At 70.9% G+C, this 20,848-nt stretch carries 21 protein-coding genes and 1 tRNA gene; 10 read left to right on the forward strand and 12 right to left on the reverse strand.

The window, feature by feature from the left end:
• Positions 1–58: 58 nt before the first annotated feature.
• The 5 genes from B0I31_RS21800 to B0I31_RS21820 form a co-directional block, all read right to left on the reverse strand.
• Positions 59–832, reverse strand: coding sequence for an ABC transporter permease (locus tag B0I31_RS21800; protein ID WP_106617229.1), 774 nt, complete (start codon positions 830–832; stop codon positions 59–61).
• Positions 829–1,755, reverse strand: a complete 927-nt coding sequence (locus B0I31_RS21805) for an ATP-binding cassette domain-containing protein (protein WP_106617230.1) — start codon at positions 1,753–1,755, stop codon at positions 829–831. Before B0I31_RS21805 ends, B0I31_RS21800 begins: the two co-directional genes overlap by 4 nt.
• A gap of 12 nt (positions 1,756–1,767) precedes the next feature.
• Positions 1,768–2,937 (reverse strand): cytochrome P450, encoded by a 1,170-nt coding sequence (locus B0I31_RS21810; protein WP_106617231.1) that lies wholly within the window; start codon positions 2,935–2,937, stop codon positions 1,768–1,770.
• Between the two features lie 40 nt (positions 2,938–2,977).
• Positions 2,978–3,817 (reverse strand): DUF4097 family beta strand repeat-containing protein, encoded by an 840-nt coding sequence (locus tag B0I31_RS21815; RefSeq protein ID WP_106617232.1) that lies wholly within the window; start codon positions 3,815–3,817, stop codon positions 2,978–2,980.
• A 63-nt stretch (positions 3,818–3,880) separates the two neighbouring features.
• Positions 3,881–4,369 (reverse strand): hypothetical protein, encoded by a 489-nt coding sequence (locus tag B0I31_RS21820; protein WP_106617233.1) that lies wholly within the window; start codon positions 4,367–4,369, stop codon positions 3,881–3,883.
• Positions 4,370–4,801: 432 nt separating this feature from the next.
• On the opposite strand from B0I31_RS21820, the gene B0I31_RS21825 reads away from it, so the two are divergent.
• The gene (locus tag B0I31_RS21825; RefSeq protein WP_146173904.1) at positions 4,802–5,980 is read left to right on the forward strand and encodes a Fic family protein; all 1,179 of its coding nucleotides are present in this window, start codon (positions 4,802–4,804) and stop codon (positions 5,978–5,980) included.
• A 122-nt stretch (positions 5,981–6,102) separates the two neighbouring features.
• Here the strand turns inward: B0I31_RS21825 and B0I31_RS21830 are convergent, their stop codons facing one another.
• On the reverse strand, positions 6,103–6,954 hold the full coding sequence (locus B0I31_RS21830; RefSeq protein ID WP_106617235.1) for a tetratricopeptide repeat protein: 852 nt from the start codon (positions 6,952–6,954) through the stop codon (positions 6,103–6,105).
• Between the two features lie 190 nt (positions 6,955–7,144).
• Positions 7,145–7,375 carry a transcriptional regulator gene (locus B0I31_RS21835; RefSeq protein ID WP_106617236.1) on the reverse strand — a complete coding sequence of 77 codons (231 nt, stop codon included), beginning with the start codon at positions 7,373–7,375 and terminating at the stop codon, positions 7,145–7,147.
• A 163-nt stretch (positions 7,376–7,538) separates the two neighbouring features.
• Here B0I31_RS21835 and B0I31_RS21840 point away from each other — a divergent pair, with 163 nt between their 5' ends.
• On the forward strand, positions 7,539–7,871 hold the full coding sequence (locus B0I31_RS21840) for a helix-turn-helix domain-containing protein (RefSeq protein ID WP_106617237.1): 333 nt from the start codon (positions 7,539–7,541) through the stop codon (positions 7,869–7,871).
• A 161-nt stretch (positions 7,872–8,032) separates the two neighbouring features.
• Here B0I31_RS21840 and B0I31_RS21845 read toward each other — a convergent pair.
• Positions 8,033–8,105: transfer RNA gene (locus B0I31_RS21845), tRNA-Arg, on the reverse strand.
• Between the two features lie 200 nt (positions 8,106–8,305).
• Here B0I31_RS21845 and B0I31_RS21850 point away from each other — a divergent pair.
• Together B0I31_RS21850 and B0I31_RS21855 are read left to right on the forward strand one after the other, a co-directional pair.
• The gene (locus B0I31_RS21850; protein ID WP_245950215.1) at positions 8,306–9,247 is read left to right on the forward strand and encodes a hypothetical protein; all 942 of its coding nucleotides are present in this window, start codon (positions 8,306–8,308) and stop codon (positions 9,245–9,247) included.
• Positions 9,248–9,265: 18 nt separating this feature from the next.
• A complete protein-coding gene (locus B0I31_RS21855; RefSeq protein WP_219910753.1) occupies positions 9,266–10,012 on the forward strand; it encodes an FkbM family methyltransferase in 747 nt (248 codons plus the stop codon).
• A 143-nt stretch (positions 10,013–10,155) separates the two neighbouring features.
• On the opposite strand, the gene B0I31_RS21860 is transcribed toward B0I31_RS21855, so the two are convergent.
• Positions 10,156–13,347, reverse strand: a complete 3,192-nt coding sequence (locus tag B0I31_RS21860; protein WP_106617239.1) for a penicillin acylase family protein — start codon at positions 13,345–13,347, stop codon at positions 10,156–10,158.
• A 174-nt stretch (positions 13,348–13,521) separates the two neighbouring features.
• Between B0I31_RS21860 and B0I31_RS21865 the strand changes: the two genes are divergently transcribed.
• Positions 13,522–14,157 (forward strand): peptidoglycan recognition protein family protein, encoded by a 636-nt coding sequence (locus B0I31_RS21865; protein WP_245950218.1) that lies wholly within the window; start codon positions 13,522–13,524, stop codon positions 14,155–14,157.
• 203 nt (positions 14,158–14,360) lie between these two features.
• Entirely contained in the window at positions 14,361–15,008 is a 648-nt protein-coding gene (locus B0I31_RS21870) for a response regulator (protein ID WP_053719266.1), read from the forward strand.
• Between the two features lie 257 nt (positions 15,009–15,265).
• Here the strand turns inward: B0I31_RS21870 and B0I31_RS21875 are convergent, their stop codons facing one another.
• Both B0I31_RS21875 and bluB read right to left on the reverse strand, forming a co-directional pair.
• Complete coding sequence (locus B0I31_RS21875; RefSeq protein WP_106617241.1) at positions 15,266–16,765, reverse strand: GGDEF domain-containing protein; 1,500 nt, start codon at positions 16,763–16,765, stop codon at positions 15,266–15,268.
• A 73-nt stretch (positions 16,766–16,838) separates the two neighbouring features.
• The gene (gene bluB / locus B0I31_RS21880; RefSeq protein ID WP_106617242.1) at positions 16,839–17,471 is read right to left on the reverse strand and encodes a 5,6-dimethylbenzimidazole synthase; all 633 of its coding nucleotides are present in this window, start codon (positions 17,469–17,471) and stop codon (positions 16,839–16,841) included.
• Between the two features lie 85 nt (positions 17,472–17,556).
• On the opposite strand from bluB, the gene B0I31_RS21885 reads away from it, so the two are divergent.
• On the forward strand, positions 17,557–17,877 hold the full coding sequence (locus B0I31_RS21885) for a hypothetical protein (protein WP_106617243.1): 321 nt from the start codon (positions 17,557–17,559) through the stop codon (positions 17,875–17,877).
• 56 nt (positions 17,878–17,933) lie between these two features.
• Positions 17,934–18,983 carry a MerR family transcriptional regulator gene (locus B0I31_RS21890; RefSeq protein ID WP_106617244.1) on the forward strand — a complete coding sequence of 350 codons (1,050 nt, stop codon included), beginning with the start codon at positions 17,934–17,936 and terminating at the stop codon, positions 18,981–18,983.
• On the opposite strand, the gene B0I31_RS21895 is transcribed toward B0I31_RS21890, so the two are convergent.
• Positions 18,980–19,633 carry a histidine phosphatase family protein gene (locus B0I31_RS21895; protein WP_106617245.1) on the reverse strand — a complete coding sequence of 218 codons (654 nt, stop codon included), beginning with the start codon at positions 19,631–19,633 and terminating at the stop codon, positions 18,980–18,982. The genes B0I31_RS21890 and B0I31_RS21895 overlap by 4 nt on opposite strands.
• Positions 19,634–19,687: 54 nt before the next feature.
• Between B0I31_RS21895 and B0I31_RS21900 the strand changes: the two genes are divergently transcribed.
• Both B0I31_RS21900 and B0I31_RS21905 read left to right on the forward strand, forming a co-directional pair.
• A complete protein-coding gene (locus tag B0I31_RS21900; protein WP_106617246.1) occupies positions 19,688–20,008 on the forward strand; it encodes an EthD family reductase in 321 nt (106 codons plus the stop codon).
• Entirely contained in the window at positions 20,005–20,838 is an 834-nt protein-coding gene (locus B0I31_RS21905; protein WP_106617247.1) for a 3-hydroxyacyl-CoA dehydrogenase family protein, read from the forward strand. Before B0I31_RS21900 ends, B0I31_RS21905 begins: the two co-directional genes overlap by 4 nt.
• The last annotated feature ends 10 nt before the right edge of the window (positions 20,839–20,848 follow it).

Here is a 20,848-nt window from a genome sequence, read left to right on the forward strand (position 1 = left end):
CGTTCGACCACCGACGCGGCCCCGCCCTCAGCGGGGCGGGGCCGCCTCGACCAGGGGCTCAGCGCGACGGGTCGCGGTTGAACAGGGCACGCGACCAGGCATGGCCGACGGCGGTGATCACCAGGCACCAGCCGACCGCCCAGTACCCGCTGTCACCGATCGGCGTGCCGATGAGCAGCCCGCGCAGGGTGTCGATGATCGGCGTGAACGGCTGGTTCTCCGCCACCCACGCCAGCCCGCTCGACATCGAGTCGGTCGGCACGAACGCGCTGCTCACGAACGGCAGGAACTGCAGCGGCAGCGACGAGCTGTTCGCGCCGGCGGGCGTCTTCGCGGCCAGGCCGAACGCGATGCCCAACCAGGTGAACGCGAGGGCCAGCAGCACCAGCAGCCCGGCCGCGGCCAGCCAGCCGGTGAGGCCCGCGGTCGGGCGGAACCCGGCCAGCAGCGCCACGCCGATCACCAGCGCGAGGCTGACCACCGTGTTGAGCACGCTGCTCAGCGCCTGCCCGGTCAGCACCGAGTACCGGGAGATCGCCATGGTGCGGAACCGGGCGACGATGCCCTCGCCCATGTCGGTGCACAGGTTCACCGCGGTCCACGCCGCGCCCGCGCCGACCGTCATCACCAGGATGCCGGGCGCCAGGTAGTCCACATAGGACGCGCCGCCCGCGAGGGTGGCGCCGAGCGAGCCGCCGAACACGTGCACGAACAGCAGCAGCATCAGCACGGGCATGCCCAGCGTGCCGATCGACATCAGCGGGAAGCGCTGCATGTGCCGCAGGTTGCGGCGCAGCATGGTGGTCGTGTCGCGGATGGCCAGGGTGCTCATCGCGGTGCGGTCCTCTCGGTGGTGAGGGCGAAGAAGACGTCGTCGAGGTCCGGTGTGTGCACGGACAGGTCCTGCACCTCGACCGCGGCGTCGTCCAACCGGTCGAGCAGGGCGCGCAACTGGTGCACGCCACCGTCCCCCGGCACGTCCAGGGTCAGGTCCGCGTCGTCGCGGGACGACCCGTCGAGCGCCTCGGCGGCGAGGTCGAGCATGTGCGCGTCGGCGAACCGCAACCGCACGTGCCCGCCCGGGATCAGCCGCTTCAGCTCGGCCGCGGTGCCCTCGGCGACCAGCCGGCCGCCGTTGAGCACGGCGATCCGGTCCGCGAGCTGGTCGGCCTCCTCCAGGTACTGGGTGGTGAGGAAGATCGTGACGCCGTCCGCGACCAGGCCGCGGATGATCTGCCACATGGCGTGCCGGCTGCGCGGGTCCAGGCCGGTGGTCGGCTCGTCCAGGAAGATCAGCCGCGGCTCGCCGACCAGCGTCATCGCCAGGTCGAGGCGACGGCGCATGCCGCCGGAGTAGGTGGAGGCGGGCTTCTTCGCCGCGTCCACGAGGTCGAACCGGTCCAGCAGGCGGGCGACGCGGCGTCGTCCCTCCCGGCGGTCCAGGTGGGCGAGGTCCGCCATCAGCAGCAGGTTCTCCTCGCCGGTGAGCAGGTTGTCGACGGCCGAGAACTGGCCGGTGACGCCGATGGCCCGGCGCACGCCGTGCGGGTCGCGTGCGACGTCGTGGCCCGCGACCTCCGCCCGGCCGCGGTCCGCGGTGATGAGCGTGGACAGGATCTGCACGGTCGTCGTCTTGCCCGCGCCGTTGGGGCCGAGCAGCGCGAACACCGTGCCGCGCGGCACCCGCAGGTCGAGGCCGTCGAGCACGACGTGGTCGCCGTAGGACTTGCGCAGACCGGTGGCCGTGATCGCCATGGTGGTCTCCTCCTAGTCGGTGAGCAGGTGCAGGGACTGCACGCCGGTCAAGTTCGGTGAGGGCATGAACGTCGGCCGCCGGTCGGGGTCCGTGCGCAGCCGGGGGAAGCGGTCGAGCAGCACGTTCAGCGCGAGCCGCCCTTCCAGCCTCGCCAGCGGCGCGCCGAGGCAGAAGTGGATGCCGCGGCCGAAGCCCAAGTGCGGGTTGGGGTCGCGGGTGACGTCGAGGACGTCGGGGTTCGCGAACCGGCGCGGGTCCCGGTTGGCCGCGCCGACCCACAGCAGCAGCATCTGGTCGGCCGGGATCTCCAGGCCGCCGAGCGTCTCCGGCTTGCTCGTGGCCCGCGCGACCGCCGCGAACGGGGTGAGGAACCTCAGCGACTCCTCGATCGCGGCCGGGACGAGCGCCCGGTCCCGGCGGACCATCGCGAGCTGGTCCGGGTACGCGTCCAGGGCCAGCACGGTGTTGCCGAGCAGCATGGTCGTGGTGATGTGGCCCGCGACCAGCAGCACGGCGGCGAAGTTCACCACCTGGGCGTCGGTCAGCCGCTCACCGTCCACTTCGGCCTGGACGAGGTCGTTGAGCAGCCCGGGGCGCGGGCTGCGGCGGCACTGCGCGGCGTGCTCGCCCAGGTAGTCCAGCATCGGCCGGAAGCTCTCGACGCTGTCGAGGATGTCCTCCCGCTGCTTGGCCGCGTCGTCCTTGAGCGAGAACTGGTTCGTGCTCTCGAACAGCTTGTCGACCCACGCCTTGAACAGGTGGCGGTCGCTGCCCGGCACGCCCAGCAGCTCGGCGATCACGATCACCGGCAACGGGTAGGCGAGGTCGCGGACCAGCTCGAAGTCGTCGGCGGTGACGCCGTCGAGCAGCTCGTGGGTCAGCTCGGTGATGCGGGTCTCCAGGTCCGCCACGACCTTCGGCGTGAACGCGTGGCTGACCAGGCGGCGCAGCTCGCGGTGCTCGGGCGGGTCGAGCTGGATGATGTTGCCGTCGTTGAGCGACTGGTCGACCGCGGGCAGCAGCCGGGACGTGTCGGACGAGAACCGGGCCCAGTCGCCCAGGACCTCGGTGGCCTCGGGGTGGCCGTAGACGTTCCAGAAGCCCAGCTGCTCGTCGTAGGCGACGGCGTGCTCGGGCCGTTCTCCGCGCAGCCAGAACTGCTGCGGGTTGGTGTCCCACATTGTCGTTTTCCCCCAATGGAATTGTGCGTGCCGGCGTTTTCTACGAACGGTGGATGAGGATGTTCCCGAGGTACGTGCGGGCGTGGACCTCCACCCGCTCCTCGGCGTCGCCCGGGGTGTCGGTGCCCGTCAGCTCGTTGCGCACGCGGCCGGCGGTCGAGCGCACGTCCAGCCAGGCGGCCGTGCCCTCGCGGATGCCGATCTCCAGCTCGCCGGACTTGGTCTGCACCTCCAGCGAGCCGCGCACGACCTCGGTGACGCGGATGTGGCCGTTGGCGGTCGTGGCGCGCACGTCGCCGGCGGCGTGCCCGACGTGGATGTCGCCGTTGGCGGCGTTGACCTTCAGGTCGCCGGTGACCTCGCCGATCCAGGTCACGCCGTTGGAGTTCTTGACCGTGCCGGGGCCGTCGAGCGTGCCGACGCGCAGCTCGCCCGAGCCGGTCGACAGCTCGGCCCGGCCGGTGACGCGGCCGACCAGCACGTCACCGCTGGACGTGCCCGCCTTCAGCGGACCGGTGTCGGCCAGCCGGAGGTTGCCCGCGGACGTGGTGAAGCGGCACTCGCCCAACGTGCCCTCGGCGTGGAAGTCGGCGAGCGAGCCCTTGGCGACGACGGTCGAGCCGGTGGGCAGCCGCACGACGACGTCGACCGAGCCTGGCCTGCCGAAGATGCTGCGCGACCGGGGTGTCCTGACGGTGAGGCGGCCCGCGGTGAAGTCGACCTCGGTGCCCTCGGCGGCTTTGACGTCGTTGGCGTTGTCGGCGTCGCCGGGGCCGACCTCGACCACGGTGTCGTCGCGGTCGGCGGCGGTGATCAGGGCGGTGCCGCTGACCAGGTCGAGGGTGAGCGAGATGGGTCCGGGCGTGGCGAACGAAGGCATGGGTGTCCCCTGGGAGTGGGTCTGGTGGACGTTTGCGCTGCTAGTGCGCCGCGGGCCGCGGCGCTACCGGACCCAGCCGGTGTAGCGCTGGGCGGCCGAGGTGCGGGCGGGGGTGCGGGTGCCGTGGCCGAGCCCGGCGGCGGCGGCCCGCACCAGCCAGGCGTTGGTGGAGATGCCCTCCCGGCTCGCGGCCTCCTCGACCCGGACCTTCAGGTGCTCCGGCAGCCGCAGGTTGATCCGCGCGACCGCACCCTCGTCGGACACCACCGGCGGCAGCTCGGTGGCATCATCCTGGCTCGGAGTGGCATCATCGGGCACCGAGACGACGAACTCGGGGTCACGGCCGCGCAGCCGCACGTCGACCGAGCCCGGAGCCAGCTCGCGGGTGATCTCGTCCATGGCCGTGGACAAGGCTTCCAGCAGCGTCAACCGCACCGCCGACTCCAACGGGGCGGCGAGTCGTTCGGCCAGGGCCCGTGCCTCCGCGCCACCCGCCTCGGCGGCGGTGGCGAGCTCCCGGCGGAGGTTGTCGACGTACGGTGTCAGGTCCATGGCACCACTATGGCACCTTCATGGCATCACTGCAAGTCTCGGTGGCATCACGGCGGTGCGTGGCGGCTCCCGTCGGTGTGGCACTCGTTCGAGTGAAATCACGCAACGTTGAGACCAGTGGCCCATTTCGGAACGTGACGCGGTGCCGTGATCACTTTCCCGGTGTTCGCCTGAGGTGGAATAGCGCAGCTCGGCGTGGTGTCCGGGGAAAATCTTCGACGGTGGTGTCCGGGTGACGCTCACGTGTAGGCTGAGCTGCGCAGATGTCGTGATCTATGGGTGGTGGACCGTAATTTTGCGGGCGACCGCCAGGGTATTAACTCGAACGGCCTAGCGGGTGTATCGAGACCGATGTGTAGTTAATGGGTAGCTTGCTTCACTTGCTCTGAGAATGCTTGCCAAAGCGTCGGTCGTCGTGCCAGGGTTCCGGCCATGAATTACCGCCCCCTGCCCGATGGGCAGTGGTCGCCGGTGCCACCGCTGCCCGGCATCCCCTCCGCACTCCGGCGCGAAGGCGCCTACCTGCCACCACCGCTGCCGTCCGACCTGGCCCTGCCGCCCTCGACCTACCGCCGGTGCGCCGAGGCCGAGCACGCCCTCGGCCGGCTGGACGAGGCGGCCGACCGGCTGGGCGTCAGACCGGCCCTGGTCCGCTCCACGCAGGTCCGCGACGCGAACAGCTCGGCCGGGCTGTCCGGGGTCGCCGTGGGTCTGCGCGAGACGTTCGCGGCCGACCTGCTGGCCTCCCAGGACGGCCCGCCGCCCACCGACAGCGCCGCGCCGTCCCAGCGCGTGGCGCCTTTCCTGCGGGCGTGCGCCCACGGCCTGGACCGGGTGCGCGCCGGTGCCCTGGTCGACGCCGAGCTGGTCGCCGAGGTCGCCGCGATCATGACCGGCGGCACGCCCGGCCGCCGGCTGCAGGACGTGCTGCGCGACGCGCCCGGCCGGCTGGGGGTCAGCGACGAGCGGGCCTACCTGCTGACCGCGACCGGCGCGCACCTCGTGGCGCTGCTGGAGCAGTGGTCGACGTGGGTGCGCGAGGAGGACGAGCAGCCGAGGATCGCCAAGACCGCGCTCGCGCACTACCAGCTCGAGGTGCTGCAACCGTTCCCCACGGCCAACGGGCACGTCGCGCGGACGTTCTCGACGTTGGAGATGGTGCGGTCCGGGCTGGTGCGCGACCAGGTGCTGCCGCTGTCGGTGTGGCTGGACACCGCGCTGGCCGAGTACCAGCGGCAGATCCGCGCCGTGGTCGACACCGGCCGGGTGGACCGCTGGGTCGACTTCTTCGCCACCGCCGTGCGCGACCAGGCGTTGGCGCAGCTGAGGCTGATCGAGCACTTGGAGGCGCTGGCCGACGACTACGCGACCCGGTTGCCGCGCAAGGGGAGGCTGCCGCTGGTGGCGGCCGAGCTGATCGGCTTCCCCGTGGTGGACCACCGGTCACTGCGCACGCGTTACGGCATCACCGCGAAGGCCGCCACCGACCTCACCTCCCGGTTGGTCGAGCTGGGCGTGCTCGTCCCGTGGGAGTTCCTCGGCTACCGCCGGGTGTTCCTGTGCCGGGACGTGCTGCGCCTGCTGGCCGACCACCCCGACACCACCGCTTGACGACCCCGGAGAGAACGACAACCCCGATGAGCGCCTCCCCCGACCACCCGTCCTCCCACTCTTCCCCACGCCGATGCCGCCGTGCCGGGTGCCACCGGCGGGCCTGCCGCCGACGTCACCGCTCAGGGCTCCTGCCGCGGGTCCGCCTCGTCGTCGGCCTGCTGATCCAGATCGGCGTGGCCCTGCTGCACTGGTTCCGGGACTGACTCCAGTCCGGCGACCAGGTCGCGCACGCGTTGCGCCTCGGCGTCGTCGGTCCCGATGAGCAGGCCGAGCGCCCGGTTGAACCGCCGGTGCGCGACGACCCGGTCGCCGGACAGCCACAGCGCCCGGCCGAGCGACGTCAAGGTCCGGGCGCGTCCGGCGGTGTCGGACAGGTCCTCGAAGTACCTGTCCGCCCGGGACAGGTACTTGACCGCGGAGTCGTACCGGCCGACCTCGACCATCAACTCGCCGAGGTGCGCCAGCGCCCGCGCGGTGCCGGGCCGGTCGTCGTGCAGCAGGTACAGCTCCAGCACCTCGTCGGCGCACCCGACGACCTTGTGCATGCGGCCCTGGGCGCGGTAGGTGGCGGCCAGGTCGTGCAGCGCTTCGGCCGCGGCGTCCGGGTCGACGTCCCGGAGGCGGTGCACCGCCAGCTCGCGCATGCCCGCGACGGCCGCGAGGCGCAGCGCACCCCGTGCCCGTAAGCGCTGTGCGGCGCGACGGAAGCCGGTGGCCAGCAGGAGGGAGGTGGGCAGTGCGGCGGCGAGGTCGGCACCGACGGCGAGCAGCTCACGCGACCACGCCTCGTCCACGTCTTCGGGGACGGCGGGCCACACGTCGGCGAACAACGCGACCGCGGCTTCCGGTTCGGCCACCGCGTCGCGGAGGGTGGCCAGGACCTCGTCCCGGTGTGCGTCGAACCAGGCGTGCCCGGAGGTCCGCAGGTCTTGGCGCAACCGTGCGACCGCGTGCCGTGGCTCGTCGCTCACCTCGTGCCATCCTTCCGCGTCCCCGTGTCGGTGGACCTACCTCTAGGTGGTGGACCACTGGTCTCATCGCTCTGCGACGTCACTTGATCACGAGTGTCAACCAAACGGGTGAGGCTGAACACCGCTGAAGTAGCGGACTCGCGGGGGAACGGGTCACACGTGCGCGGGACCGCGACACCACGGACCGTCATCACCGCTGGGTGGGGACGATCTCGAAGAGGTCGTCGAACTGCATCGGCGCGAGCGCCGTCAACGCGCCGCCGATGAACGCCGGGCCGGGCTGGAGCTCGCCGCCGAGGACGCGCGCGACCGTGGAGCGGTTCACGTCCATCGCCTTGGCCAGCGCGTAGTCCGACCGGAACCCGGCGAGGCGGGCGGCTTTGGTGAAGACATCGGTGCGGAGCTTGATCGTGTTCGGCATGGCCTGCCCTGTGTTGTGCACACCTAACTCGAGTTGTGTGCTCACAACGCTAGGCAATCTGTTTCGTAAGCGCAACTAACGTTGTGTCGGCACAACGCGCAGGTCAGCGGCACCTGGGGGGAGTGCACAACTCGCGTTGCGTGCGCGCACGTACCATGGCGGCGTGACCAAAGCCGAGAGTGCGGACTCGTCCTGGTCGGACTTCGTCCAGAAGCAGATGGACGACCGAGGGATGAGCACAGGGGAACTGACCGAGAAGACAGGGTTCGACCGAAGCCGCCTGACCGCGTGGCGAAAGGGCGAACGCCCAACCCTCGACACCGCCCGCGTCGTCGCCAAGGCATTCGGCCTGAGCCCACTGGAAGTCATGGTGGCCGCCAAACTGCTCACCGCCGAGGAGGCCGACCTGCGCGGCGTCTCCACCCCCGACCCGGGCGCCCTCACCGATCAACAACTGCTCGCCGAACTAACCCGCCGCCTCAAACGCAAACCCTGACCCAACCGCCACCACCGACCGGCCCGAACCCCTTCGGGCCGGTCAGAACCCCAAGACCACGGTTCGACACGCCCGCGCTGCGAGAACCCGTCCGGCAGAAAAGATCAGGCCCCGAGCGCGTTGCCGCTGCTCAGGGCCTGATTCACCCGGCGAAAGGTGAGTGCCCCCGGCAGGATTCGAACCTGCGACACACGGTTTAGGAAACCGATGCTCTATCCCCTGAGCTACGAGGGCGCGGGGGTGAGCCTACCCGGTGGGGGGTCGGGCTTCCGGTGGTGGGGTTGTCACTCGGGAAGCCTAGGAGTGTGCACCTTGGGTTAGGGGTCGGGGCCTCCGGCGTCGGCTGTCCGGGCGAAGTGGGCGACCTCATCTGTTCCGCATCGGTCCAGTGAGGTACAGAAGGGGCCATATCCCCCTCCGACGAAAGCCATCCCATGAGCAGCCGTCCCTGGCCTGACTTCCGTCCCGGCCCCCTGGGCTCCCTCGGCGCCTGGTGGCGTCGGCTCCGCGCCCGCCCCAACGCCGAGCAGTACACCTTCGTGCCGGCCTCCACGTCCCACGAGCACCCGTTCGAATCGCCGCTGCCCAGCGCCGTCTACGGGCTCGACTTCCGCGCCAGGATGACGATCCACTGGCGCGTGGACCTGACGACCGGTGTCCGGCACAACGCACCGCGCAGCGCCGCCGTCAACGACATCATCCACCGGGCCAAAGCCCTCACCGAACGGGCCATGCTGGTGCACCACGCCCCGCTCCAGCACCAACTGGGCGCGGAACTGGCGGCGGAACGGCAGGTCGAGGGCACACACGTCTGGGCACGCGCGGACGGGGTCGAGTTGACCGTGGACGAGCAGGACCTGGCGATGGCCCGCAAGCACATCGAGCTCCTCCAGACCACCACGATGCGCCAAGCCGAACGGGACGCCGAACGCGCCGAGATCAAGTACCTGCGGGACGAGGTGCTGACCGACCTGTCCAGCGCCACGATCTGGTGGCTCATCCGCAACGGCTACGAGGTCGAACAGGCGGTCAAGTTGAGCAGGCACCTCGCCGAACTCGTCGGCATCGCCTCGCAGCGCCGCGACCGGCACTGGGCGGACACCCTCGTCACCTCCTTCGAGAGCGCCCTGCCCCGACTGGACGACGGCCACCGCACCGACGTCCGCCTCCACCTGGCCAAGGCGCTCGGCATCTACGGCGGCTCGTCGGTGGCGGCGGAGTTCGCCGAGCAGGTCGGCCTGCCGTCACAGTCCCAAGCGCAACTGCCGCCCCAGAACCAGGCGCAACTGCCGCACCAGAACCAGCAGGCGCAACTGCCGTCGCAGACCCACCCGCGAGTGCAGCCGAACCAGAACGGCGCCAAGCCGCTGACGTGATTCCCTAACCTGGTGATCGTGACCCACAACCTGACCGAGGCGCGCGGCGCGGCCGTGGCCGGCGCGTTGCGCGTCCTGGCCCGGCTCACGCCGTTCGTCGAACCCGAGCTGATCGGCCTGCGCGCAGTGGTGCGGCCCGGTGACGTGTGCCTCGACATCGGTGCCGCGCTCGGCCTCTACACCGTCTCGCTGTCCCGCCTCGTCGGTCCACAGGGGACAGTGCACAGCATCGAGCCGCTGTTGTTCGCGCACCCCGCGCTGTCGTACCTGCTGCGCCCGCGCGAGGGCCGCAACGTCGTGCGGCACTCCGTCGCGCTGGGCGCCAGCGAGGGCCGCGAGGTGATGAGCGTCCCGGTCCGGCACGGCACGCCGGTCACGGGCCGCTCGTTCCTCACGTCCGGCTCGGACGGCCTCGGCTCCAACGCCGAGTTCACCGAGCACCTGGAGGTCCTGGTCCGCACGGACACCCTGGACCGGTTCTGCGCGGCCAACGCCATCGACCGGCTGGACTTCGTCAAGGCCGACGTCGAGGGCGCGGAACTGCGCGTGCTGCAAGGCGGTGCGGACACCATCGAGAGGTTTCGACCGAAACTTCTCCTGGAGATCGAGGAACGGCACGTGCTGCGCTTCGGCTACCGGGCGCGCGACGTGCAGGACTGGCTCGCCGAGCGCGGCTACCGGATGCACGCCTGGGACCGGACCACGTGGCGTCCGGTCGACCGGATCGACGATCGCGTGCGCAACTACCTGTTCGTGGCCCGGTAGGACGGCTCAGCCCCGGCCCGGCCACAGCTCAGCGACGGCCTGGTCAGGCCGAGAACACGCCCGAGAGCACGCCCGAAAACATGCCTGAGACAGCGGAAGACCCCGGTCCCTGGGGGTGGACCGGGGTCTTCCTGTGGGCCGGTCTACGTGACGTAGACCTCAAGCTCGTGAATCGAGTATCCGTAACCTGTCGCCCGCTGGATACCCGTCATTCGTACGAATCGTGCCGCATCAGGTGGGAAGGACGCAAGATCCCGGCCACCATCTCCTGCGGAAGTCGTGTTCACGGTCCGCCAGGTTCGGCCATCAGTGGACAGTTCTATGCGATATCCCTTGGCATAAGCCGCTTCCCACGACACCACGACCCGGCCCACGGTGCGCGTGGCACCGAGGTCCACCTGCAACCACTGCGGGTCGGACCAGTCGCTGGCCCACCGGGTGCCCGGGTCGCCGTCCACCGCGTTCGACGGCGGCGAGTAGTACCAGCCGCGCTCGTAGCTGCTGGCGGTGGCGGTGGCGCCCGCGGCGAGGTTGGCCAGGTTCGTACCGCGGCGGGACGGGAACTGCACGACCTGCTGGTACGTGGGCCGGTTCTGCCAGTTCACCTTGTCGTGGGAGATGCCGCCCATGGCCCGGTGGATGATCGTGTCGGCGCACCACTGGTCGCCGGCGGCGCACGAGTCGTCGCCGGGGTAGACGGCGGTCGCGGGGGTCGCGGCGGCGGCGCCGAGGCTGTCCAGGAGGATCTGGCGGCAGGCGGCGACGTTCCCGGCACCGCAGTAGCGAGCGCCGAGAGGGCCGTCGACCCGGTCGCCGAGGATGGCGCGCAAGTCCTTGTCGACGTAGCTCCACCAGCCGTTCTGGAACGACGACCCCTTGTGCGGCGCGGTGCCGTGCGCGTCGGACGGCGGTTCGTCGACCTGGATGGCACGGGTGAGCTGACCGTAGAGGGCGTCGCCGAGCCCCGGCTTGAACTGCGCCTCCACCAGGCGCGGCCACCACGCGTCGAGCAGGCGGATGGCGTCGGCGTGGGCGTAGGCCTTGCTGCCGCGCGAGGTCTCCTTGCGCAGTGAGCCGGATCGCTGCCAGTCGCGGAGCTTGGTGACGGCGGCGGCGAGGGCCGGGTCGGTGACCGGTGCCGTGTCGAGGACGCGCAGCAGGTCGGGGAGGACCTGTTCGGCGCGGAGGTCGGCGACGCCGGCTTCGGCCATGGCTTTCGTGAGCGAGGACCGGGTGACCTCGCCGTTGGCGATCAGCTGCTCGACGCGGTCGTCCAGCAGGTCGCCGCGGTGCACCGAGCCCATGCCGTAGCCGGACGCGGAGTAGTCGAGGGCCTGCTTGTTGTTCCAGCTGATGTAGTAGTCCTGGTTGACCGAGTTCGGGTGCTGCGCGAACGGCGTGTAGGTAGCCGTGTTGCGGTCGGCGTTCCAGCCCTCCCACTCGTAAGCGGGCTCGGCCTTCACCGGCAGGTGCGGGTCGACGGTCGCCTTGCGCACCGGGTTCGAGCCGGAGTTGAAGTACGCGGTGTCGCGCGAGTCCACGTAGAACCAGTTGAACGCGTACCCGATGTGCTCGGCGGCACGTTGGAAGTCGGCGGCCGACTTGATCGCGTCCGGGTCGTTGAACTCCTGGAACCCGATGATCGAGTCGACCTCGTGCAGGTAGGTGGAGCGCAGCGAGGTGTAGGCGACGTACTTCCCGTCGACCTTGGCACGGCTGTGCACCAGGCCGTACTTGGTGCGGTGCATGACGAGGGTGTACGAGCCGGCGGGCGTGGGGTCGGCGACCGTGGGCTTCCAGGAGTTCTTGCGCTCCAGGCGTTCCATCGGCAGGCACTGGCCGTGGTAGCGGTAGTGCAGTGAGTCGGCGGTGGGCGCGGCGCCGGTCGGCTCGCACAGTTCGACGGCGTAGGTGTCGGTGATGTCCTGGCCGGCGGAGGTCGCGCTCCAGGAGTAGTCGAGGCCGCGGCCGAGCTGCACGTACATCGACACGCCGGCGAACGACACGCCGCGGGCGCGCAGACCGGGGCCGTGGAGTTCCTGCAGCATCAGCAGTTGCGGCGCGAAGTAGCCGGTTTGCGGTCCCCAGACGGCGATCGGGTTGCCGGTGTCGGTGTGCGCGCCGGACACGACCAGGGCGTTGGACATGCCCTGCTTGCGGGCGAGGAGGTCGGGGGGTAGGACGCCTTCGGCGAAGAGGCCCTTGAGGGGTTCCAGGTTCGGCGGTGTGTCTACTGTGGATGGTGTGGTGGTCGTTGCGTTGTAGACCATGGGTTCCGGGGTGACGATCCCGTTGTCCGGGAGTGCTGTGCCTTGAGGCGCGGTGGGAGTGGTGCCGTAGGGGAAGCGCTGGCCCGAGTGGAGGGTGAGGACGGCTTCCGGGTCGTTCTGCTCGCGGAACGACCGCCAGACCTGGTCGCCCACCGCGGCGCCGTACTTGTTCTGGGCGGCGAGCTTGACCAGGGCGTTCTGCACCTCGCCGCCACCGCCGGCGCCGAACAGGCCGCCCACGACGGCGGCGATCGCGACCAGGTCGGTCGGCTGGAACGGCTTGATGTCGTTCCAGTTGGTGATCGCGTCGGCGTGCCCGGTCAGGACGTACTCGCCGGGGAACGTGCGGTTGTTGACCGACGTGGTGATGTAGGCGTTGATGCCCGCGATGTAGTCCTTCACGTCCTGCAACGCCTGCGCGCCGCGCGGGCCCCGGGTGGCGACCTGGTCGATCTGCGCCTGGAGGTCGGCCTCGGTGTACGGGATCTGGTGGTAGAAGCTCTGCTCCAACGCCCGGTTGCCCTCGGCGCCGCCCGCGAACCCGGACAGCTGGCCGCGGCCGAGGTGGCGGAACAGGTCCATCAGCCACAGGCGGTCCTGCGCGGCGGCGTACCCGGCGCCGAACTCGGTGCCCGAACGGGTCGTGCCGTAGATGTGGGGCATGCCGAGGGTCTTGTCGCGGACGATCGTGACGTCGGCGCGCGGCTTGATCGTGCTCTCGACCTGGCCGGCCGGTACGCCGAACGAGGCGTCGTTGAAGAACGTGCCGAGCTGGTCGTTGGTGAGGCCTCCGTAGCCGGAGACGAGCGAGTCGTAGCGGCCGAGCTGGTCGGCCGAGTGCGCCGGGCGGGTGCCGAGGGCGCGGTGGGCCAGGATCTCGGCGAGGGTGGCGTTGCCGTTCTGGCCGGGTGGCAGCACGTCGTGGCACTGGCCGAGGCAGTGGTCGTCCGGGGTGAACGCGGCAGTCCTGACCTCGGCTTGAGCGGTCTGGGAGGTGGAAGGGACGGTGATGGCGGCCGCGGCGAGGAGGGCGACCACGGCTAACGATCGGGCGGCTCTCCGCATGGCGCGAAGCTCCTTCCAGGCAGGGATCGTGTGACGCACGTTACTGGCTGGTCGATGATTCGCGAAAGACCTTCGCGTTTGGTGAGGTCGGGGTGGATGAGCCGGAGTGCTCTTCACCCGTCCGGGTGTGAGTGCTTGACGTCAACCACCAAGATTGGGAAAACCATTCACATGATGCGACGTCGATCGCTGCTCACCGGTCTCGCCGGGGCGGGCGTGCTCGTGGGGTTGGGCGCCTCGCCGGCTCACGGTTCGCCCATCCTGCCCATCCGCAGTTGCGCCGACTGGGGCGCTCGGCGGCCGTCGCAGCCGACGACCGTTGTGAACGAACGGCCCGTGCGGATCCTGATCCACCACACCGCGTCGGCGAACGTCACCGACTACTCGCAGGCGGCGGCCTACGCCAACGCGCGGTGGATCCAGGACCTGCACATGGACACCAACGGCTGGATCGACTCCGGCCAGCACTTCACCAACAGCCGGGGCGGGTTCCTGATGGAGGGCAGGCACGGCAGCCTGGCCGCGTTGCGCGCGGGCGACCGGGTCGTGGTGGGCGCGCATTGTCCGGGGCAGAACACGGCGGCCATCGGAATCGAGAACGAAGGCCTCTACATGGACGTCGAGCCGCCGAAGTTGCAGTGGGACTCGCTGGTGTCGTTCTGCGTGTACACGTGCGAGCAGTACGGCATCCCGGCGACGGCGATCCACGGCCACCGGGACTACCGGGACACCCTCTGCCCGGGCGACCGGCTCTACGCCCTGCTGCCGCGGTTGCGCCAGGAAGTCGCGCAGGTGTTGGGGGTGGCGTGAGGTTTGTCGGGCGTGGGTGGAGGTGCGCCCGCAGGTGCGCCGTCAGGCGTGTCCTGAGTCGACCTCGGTTATTTCCTGGCAACTGTGAACAGGCTGAACCCACGTCCGTCCGTGGTGAGATAACGGGGAATTAACGTCAGCTTGCGTGTTCGTGCGCGAGGCTGGGCGGGTACGAACACGAAACGCCAACGCGGGGAGGCGTCGTGATCAAGGTGATGCTGGCCGATGACGAAGACCTCGTCCGGTCCGGCCTTCGCATGATCCTCAGCAGCGCAGGCGACATGGAGGTCGTGGCCGAATGCGACGACGGGCACCTGGTGGCCGACCTGGCACGCCGGCACCGCCCGCACGTCGTGCTGCTGGACATCCGGATGCGGTCGTCGGACGGGTTGATGGCGCTGCGCAGGCTGCGCGCCATCCCGGACCCGCCGAAGATCGCCATGCTGACCACGTTCGACGTGGACGAGTACGTGTCGGAGGCGCTGCGGCTGGGCGCCTCGGGCTTCCTGCTCAAGGACACTGAACCGGAACAGCTGGTCCGTGCCGTGCGCGACCTCGCGGTGGGTGGCGCGGTGCTCGATCCCGGTGTGGCGGCGCGGGTGCTGGCGGCGGTGGCGGACGGTGAACGGGCGGCCGAGCCGGCGCGGCGGTTGCTGGCTTCGCTGTCCGAACGGGAGCGTGAGGTGTTGGTCCTGATCGGACAGGGCATGTCCAATGCCGAGATCGGTGGGACGTTGCACTTGTCGGAGGCGACCGTGAAGGGTTACGTGTCGTCGGTGTTGGGCAAGATCGGGGCGGTCAACCGGGTGCAGGCGGCATTGGTCGCGTTCCGGGGTGGACTGATCGCTTAGGTGGCTGTGGTCGGGGCGGGCTCGATTTGACATGAGGCCCCTTACGGGTATTCCAGGTAGGACCGGCGGGACGCTTTCCCCGCCGGTCCTGCCGGCTTCGACCAGCCTGAAGCACCCGAACCCCATGTGAAATCGGGCCTTTTGCGGTCCCGCTGCGGGTTCGATGTGGTCCGATGTCGGCACGTGGGGGTTGTGCCTTGGTGGTGGGTGCGGGTCTGTTGTGGGGCTGTCGGTGCGGTGGTGGCGTTGGCGTTCGGTCAGTTGCCGGAGACGGTTTCCGGGACGACGAGGTGGGGTTCGACTTCGACGCGGTTGCGGCCGTGGCGTTTGGCGCGGTAGAGGGCCATGTCGGCGGCGGCGAACAGTTGGTCCAGTTTGGCCGGTCCGGCGGCGACGCCGATGCTGACGGTGGGGCGTCTGGTGGTGCCCAGGACGACGGTCCAGTCGTGGCTGTCGACGGCGGCGCGGATGCGTTCGGCGACGGTCGGGCCCACTTCGAGGGTGTTGCCGTCTGTGTCGCCGAGGAGGACGACGAACTCGTCGCCCGCCCAGCGGGCGACCAGGTCGGCGGCACGGCACTCGCGTCGCAGCAGTTGGGCGATCTCGCGCAGGGTGGCGTCGCCGGCGGCGTGGCCGGCGTCGTCGTTCACGCCCTTGAAGCGGTCCACGTCGACCAGGACGAGCCACGGGACCCGGCCGCGGGCGGCGGTGGATTCCAGCAGGCCGGCGGCGGCGCGTTCCAGGCCCAGGCGGTTCGCCAGGCCGGTGAGGGGGTCGCGGGCGGCGGCTTCCTGGGCGGCGACGGCCAGGCGTTGGGCTTGGACGGCGACGCGGCGTTGTTCGAGCGCCTGGCCCAGTCCTTCCTGGAGCGTCTCGGTGGCGGTGCGGCCGGCGGCCACCGAGCAGCGCAGGGCGGTGGCCTCACCCACGTGGTCGCCCATCTCGGCGCAGATGTCGGCCAGGTCGAGGGAGAAGCGCAGCAGGAGGGACGGGTCGTTGATCGACTCCGAGGCGGCGACGGCGCGGCTGGCCAGGGTGCGGGCCTGGACCAGGTCACCCTGGTCGCGCCGGACGACGGCGAGCACCCAGCAGGCGACGGCGGAGGCCCACTTGTCGCCGGCCTCCTGGGCTTGGCGCAGGGCCTCCTGGGCGTTCTCCTCGGCCTGGTCCAGCTCGCCGACGCCAGCCAGCGAACGGCTGTAGGCGGCGAGGAGGGCACGCCGCATCTGGTGGTCCTGGGCGAGTTCGAGGCCCTCTTTGAGGTAGCCGCGGGCCTCTTCGAAGATCGCCGGGGCGCGTTCGGGGTCCGACGAGATCGCGCGGAAGTTCAGCGTGCCGCCCAGGCCCTGCAGGCAGTGGCCCAGGATCTCGCCGGCGGCGGCGCGGCGGGCCACCTGGACGGACAGGCGGAGCATGTCCACCGCGGCACGGCGGTTGCCGATGCCTTCCAGCAGGTAGGCGAGGGCGTGCATGGCCTGGGCGGCGGCGGCGTTGTCGCCCGCCTCGCCGTCGAGGTCGGTCCAGCCCTCGGCGGCCAGTTCCAGGGCCAGCGGGATGCGGCCGAGGCGCCAGGCCAGCTTGGCGCGGTTGATCAGCACGGCGGAGCGCTGCCAGCGGTCGGCGCCGGGTGGGACGCGGCTCACCACCTGGTCGAACAGGGTGTTGGCCTCCGGCAGGCGGCCAGCGTTCAGCAACGCCTTGACCTCAAGGTCGAGTTGCGGGACCTGTCCGGCTACCAGCCGATCGCGCTGCTCCACTCGTGCTGACACTCCATTCCGACTCGGCGAGGCGGTACGCGGGACCGCTCGCCGCCGGCACGGCTACCACAGGCTACCGGCCGGAACGCCGGGTGTACCGCTCCTCGTGCAGGACTTCCTCCAAGGGCAACCGGTTGCGCCAGCCGTGCCGTTCCAGGTCGGGGGTGTCCGGCAGGCACGCGACGGGCCCGACGCACAACCAGGCCACCGGGCGCAGGGGTTGCGGGATGTCCAGCAGCCGGCGCAGCACGTCCTCGCGGTAGAAGCTGACCCAGCCGACGCCGAGGCCCTCGGCGGTGGCGGCCAGCCACAGGTTCTGGATGGCCAGGCAGACGGAGTAGAGGCCGGCGTCGGCGATCGCGTGCCTGCCGAGCACGGCCGGAGAACCCCGATCGGGGTCGTAGGTGACGACCACGGCCAGGGACGACTCCAGGATGCCCTCGACCTTGATCCGGGCGAACAGCTCGGCCTGCCGGGCGTCGAGCCCGGAGGCGAAGACGCTGCGCTCGGCGTGGACGTGGTCGCGGAACGCGCGGCGGGTGTGCTCGTCGCGCACGACGATGAAGTCCCACGGCTGGGACAGCCCCACGCTGGGCGCGGCGTGCGCGGCGGTGAGCACCCGGCGCAGCACGTCCGGCGGGATCGGGGCACCGGTGAACTCGCCCCTGGTGTCCCGTCGCCGGTGCAGGACGTCGTAGAAGCTCATTCGGACGATCGTGCCTCACGCGATCCGGTGAACCTGGACGAGGGAGGGGTGGCGTGCGTCTCAACTGGGCGTTGAATGGCCGGTCATGGTCGGAACGGTGCACGGGTCCGCGCTGGGTTTCGCGGGCGGAGTGGTGGTGACCGCGCTGGCGGGCAGTTGGCCGGTGTTCGCCCTGCTCCTGCTGGTGGTGGTCGTGGTGGTCGTCTCGTGGTGGACGACCGTGCTCGGCGCGGCGCTGACCGCGGTGCAGTGCTGGGGGCTGTACGGGAGCTTCGTGGTCGGTGACGAGGGGCACCTGGTCGCCGACTGGCCGGCGCTGGCGGTGCTGGCGGTGGCGTCGACGGTGTCGCTGAGCGGGTTGGTGCGTGATCGGTCCCCCTCCATTGTGGATTCCGCCGTGGGTTGACCTTCACCCTGGGTGAAGCCGCACGGTGGGTGCGTGGTCGAGGGAGGGGGGCAGGCGTGGAGCTGTTGACCATCGGGGCGTTCGCGCGGGTGGTGCGGTTGTCGCCGAAGGCGTTGCGGCTCTACGACGAGCTGGGGCTGCTGACGCCCGCCCGGGTGGATCCGCTGTCGGGGTACCGGCTGTACTCGCCGGACCAGGTGGAGCGGGCCCGGCTGGTGGCGTGGCTGCGCCGGCTCGGGATGCCGCTGGCCCGCATCCGAGGGGTGTGCGAGCTGGACCCGGCGGACGCCGCGGCCGAGGTGCGCGCCTACTGGGCGCAGGTCGAGGCCGACACCGCGGCACGGCGGAGCCTCGCCTCCTTCCTCGTGGAACAACTCTCCGGGAAGGACGACACCATGACCGTGACGCTGCGATACGCGGTGAGGACCGATCGAGGGCTCGTGCGCGAGTCGAACCAGGACGTCGGCTACGCGGGCGAACGGCTGCTGGCCGTGGCCGACGGGTTCGGCGCGCGGGGCGAGCCGCTGAGCTCGGTGGCGATCGACGCGCTGGCCGGGTTGGACACCGCGATACCTGCGGGCGAGCTGCTCAACACGCTCGCGGACGCCGTGCGGCAGGCGGGGACGGCGGTGGGGGAGTACCTGTCGGCCAACCCCGTCGACGAGTGCAGCGGCACGACCTTGACGGCGCTGGTGCTGTCCGGGTCGCGGCTGGGCCTGGTGCACGTCGGTGACGCGCGGGTGTACCTGCTGCGCGGCGGGAGGCTGTTCCGCATCACGCACGACCACACGGCGGTGCGGTCGTTGATCGCGGAGGGCCGGCTGACGGAGGAGGAAGCGCTCAGCCACCCGCAGCGGTCGCTGCTGGTGCGGGCGCTGCACGGCAAGGCGGTGGAGCCGGACCTGGCGCTGCACGACGCCGTGCCGGGTGACCGGTACCTGCTGTGCTCGGACGGGCTCTACACCGTGGTGCCCGAGGACGAGGTCCGCGAGGTGCTGGCGGAGGGCGAGCCGGAGGACGTGACGCGGCGGCTGGTCGAGCGGGTCAACGCCGGTGGCGGCCCGGACAACGTGGTGTGCGTGGTCGCGGACGTGGTGGCCGCCTAGCCGATCGGGCCCTGGGTCTCGCCGTCCGGGGACGTCCGCCACTGGTCGAACGGGCGGTCCAGGCGCCAGGTCGTGCCGTCGTGGGTGAGGACGCGGTCCTCGCACGTCTCCAGGTTCGACAGTGACTCGAACAGCTCGATGCTCCACCCGAACAGGCGACGGCACAGCAGGCGGATCGTGAGGCCGTGCGAGACGACCAGCGCCGTGGCGGGGTGGACCGGGTCCTGCATCCGGGTCTCCAGGTCGGTCAGGAACGCGGCCAGGCGGTCGTCCACGTCCGCGCCGGACTCGCCGTTGGGCAGCCGGAAGAAGAAGTGCCCGAACGCGTGCCGCTGGTGCTTGAGCACCTCCTGCTGCACGGGGTCCTGGAGGTTGCCCCAGTCCTGTTCCCGCAGCCTCGGCTCGGCGACCGTGCGCTCCACCTGGTCGCCGAGGTCGAGGTGGCGGAGGGTGGCCCTGGTCCGCACGTACGGGCTGACGTAGACGGCCGCCGGGTCGCCGTCGAGGAGTTCCTTGATCCGCGGCCCGGCGGCCCTCGCCTGGTGTTCGCCCAGTTCGGTCAACGGGAGGGCGTGGTCGGGGACGCGGCAGTACGCCAGCTCGTCGACGTTGCCCAGGCTCTGCCCGTGGCGCAGCAGGATGATCCGCACCTGCCCATCGTGCCGGTGTTACATTCGCTGGCGAAACCGGACGGAAGGTGTCACATGGTCAAGTACGTCGCCCTGTACCGGAAACCGGCCGACGTCGAAGCGTTCGACGAGGCCTACTTCGCCTCCCACCTGCCGCTGGTCGAGCAGACGCCGGGCCTGCTGCGGGCCGAGGTGGCGAAGGTCACCCGCGTCTTCGTGCCCGGTTTCCTCGGCGAGCACGAACTGCACGTCGTGGCCGAGATGTACTTCGAGTCCGCTGACGCGATGAAGGACGCGTTCCGGTCGCCGGAGTGGCAGGCGGCGGGCGCGAACCTGAGCGAGATCGGCGGCGTCGAGCTGGTCGCCATGTTCGCCGCGGAGGTCGTGGCCCGATGATCGCGGTGGTGATCGGCGGCGGCACGATGGGCGCCGGTGTCGCCCACCTGCTCCTCGCCGGCGGGCACGAGGTGGTGCTCGTGGAGGCGGGTGCGGACCGTGCCGCGGCGGCGCGGCGGGCGGTGGAGGCGTCGCTGGCGAAGGCCTCGGAGCGGGGCAGGCTGGACGGCGCGCCGCACGAGCTGTCGCGGCGCCTGACCGTCGTCGAACGGCTGGACACGCAGGTCGGGCGGGGTGCCGCGCTGGTCGTCGAGGCCGTGCCGGAGGACCTCGAGCTGAAGCGGCGGGTGCTCGGCGAAGCCGCTTCGGCGTGCCCGGACGCGGTGCTGGCGTCGAACACGTCGTCGTTGTCGATCTCGGCGCTGGCCGAGGGGCTGCCCGGCGAACGGGTGCTGGGCATGCACTTCTTCAACCCCGTGCCGGTGCAGCAGCTGGTCGAGCTGGTGCACCACGCCGGGGTGGCCGCCGACGTGGTGGCCCGGGTCCGCGGCTGGGCCGAGGAACTGGGCAAGACCGTGATCGAGGTGCGGGACGCGCCGGGGTTCGCCACGTCGCGGCTCGGGGTCGCGGTCGGCATGGAGGCGATCCGGATGCTCGAAGAAGGCGTCGCGAGCGCGGAGGACATCGACACCGGCATGCGGCTGGGCTACGGGTGGCCGATGGGCCCGCTGCGGCTGACGGACCTGGTCGGGCTGGACGTGCGGCTGGCCATCGCCTCGCACCTGGCGGCGGAGCTGGGGCCGCGGTTCGAGCCGCCGACGTTGCTGCGGGAGAAGGTGGCGGCCGGACACCTCGGCCGGAAGACCGGCCAGGGCTTCTTCACCTGGTAAGCAGGGTCTT

It is taken from the genome of Saccharothrix carnea, assembly GCF_003014735.1.
Classification (GTDB): domain Bacteria; phylum Actinomycetota; class Actinomycetes; order Mycobacteriales; family Pseudonocardiaceae; genus Actinosynnema; species Actinosynnema carneum.

Excerpts from the sequence above, each read along its gene's own strand:
- B0I31_RS21800 (WP_106617229.1), bottom strand. The coding sequence starts at position 832 with ATGAGCACCCTGGCCATCCGCGACACGACCACCATGCTGCGCCGCAAC.
- B0I31_RS21805 (WP_106617230.1), bottom strand. The coding sequence starts at position 1,755 with ATGGCGATCACGGCCACCGGTCTGCGCAAGTCCTACGGCGACCACGTC.
- B0I31_RS21810 (WP_106617231.1), bottom strand. The coding sequence starts at position 2,937 with ATGTGGGACACCAACCCGCAGCAGTTCTGGCTGCGCGGAGAACGGCCC.
- B0I31_RS21815 (WP_106617232.1), bottom strand. The coding sequence starts at position 3,817 with ATGCCTTCGTTCGCCACGCCCGGACCCATCTCGCTCACCCTCGACCTG.
- B0I31_RS21820 (WP_106617233.1), bottom strand. The coding sequence starts at position 4,369 with ATGGACCTGACACCGTACGTCGACAACCTCCGCCGGGAGCTCGCCACC.
- B0I31_RS21825 (WP_146173904.1), top strand. The coding sequence starts at position 4,802 with ATGAATTACCGCCCCCTGCCCGATGGGCAGTGGTCGCCGGTGCCACCG.
- B0I31_RS21835 (WP_106617236.1), bottom strand. The coding sequence starts at position 7,375 with ATGCCGAACACGATCAAGCTCCGCACCGATGTCTTCACCAAAGCCGCC.
- B0I31_RS21850 (WP_245950215.1), top strand. The coding sequence starts at position 8,306 with ATGAGCAGCCGTCCCTGGCCTGACTTCCGTCCCGGCCCCCTGGGCTCC.
- B0I31_RS21860 (WP_106617239.1), bottom strand. The coding sequence starts at position 13,347 with ATGCGGAGAGCCGCCCGATCGTTAGCCGTGGTCGCCCTCCTCGCCGCG.
- B0I31_RS21865 (WP_245950218.1), top strand. The coding sequence starts at position 13,522 with ATGCGACGTCGATCGCTGCTCACCGGTCTCGCCGGGGCGGGCGTGCTC.
- bluB (WP_106617242.1), bottom strand. The coding sequence starts at position 17,471 with ATGAGCTTCTACGACGTCCTGCACCGGCGACGGGACACCAGGGGCGAG.
- B0I31_RS21885 (WP_106617243.1), top strand. The coding sequence starts at position 17,557 with ATGGTCGGAACGGTGCACGGGTCCGCGCTGGGTTTCGCGGGCGGAGTG.
- B0I31_RS21900 (WP_106617246.1), top strand. The coding sequence starts at position 19,688 with ATGGTCAAGTACGTCGCCCTGTACCGGAAACCGGCCGACGTCGAAGCG.
- B0I31_RS21905 (WP_106617247.1), top strand. The coding sequence starts at position 20,005 with ATGATCGCGGTGGTGATCGGCGGCGGCACGATGGGCGCCGGTGTCGCC.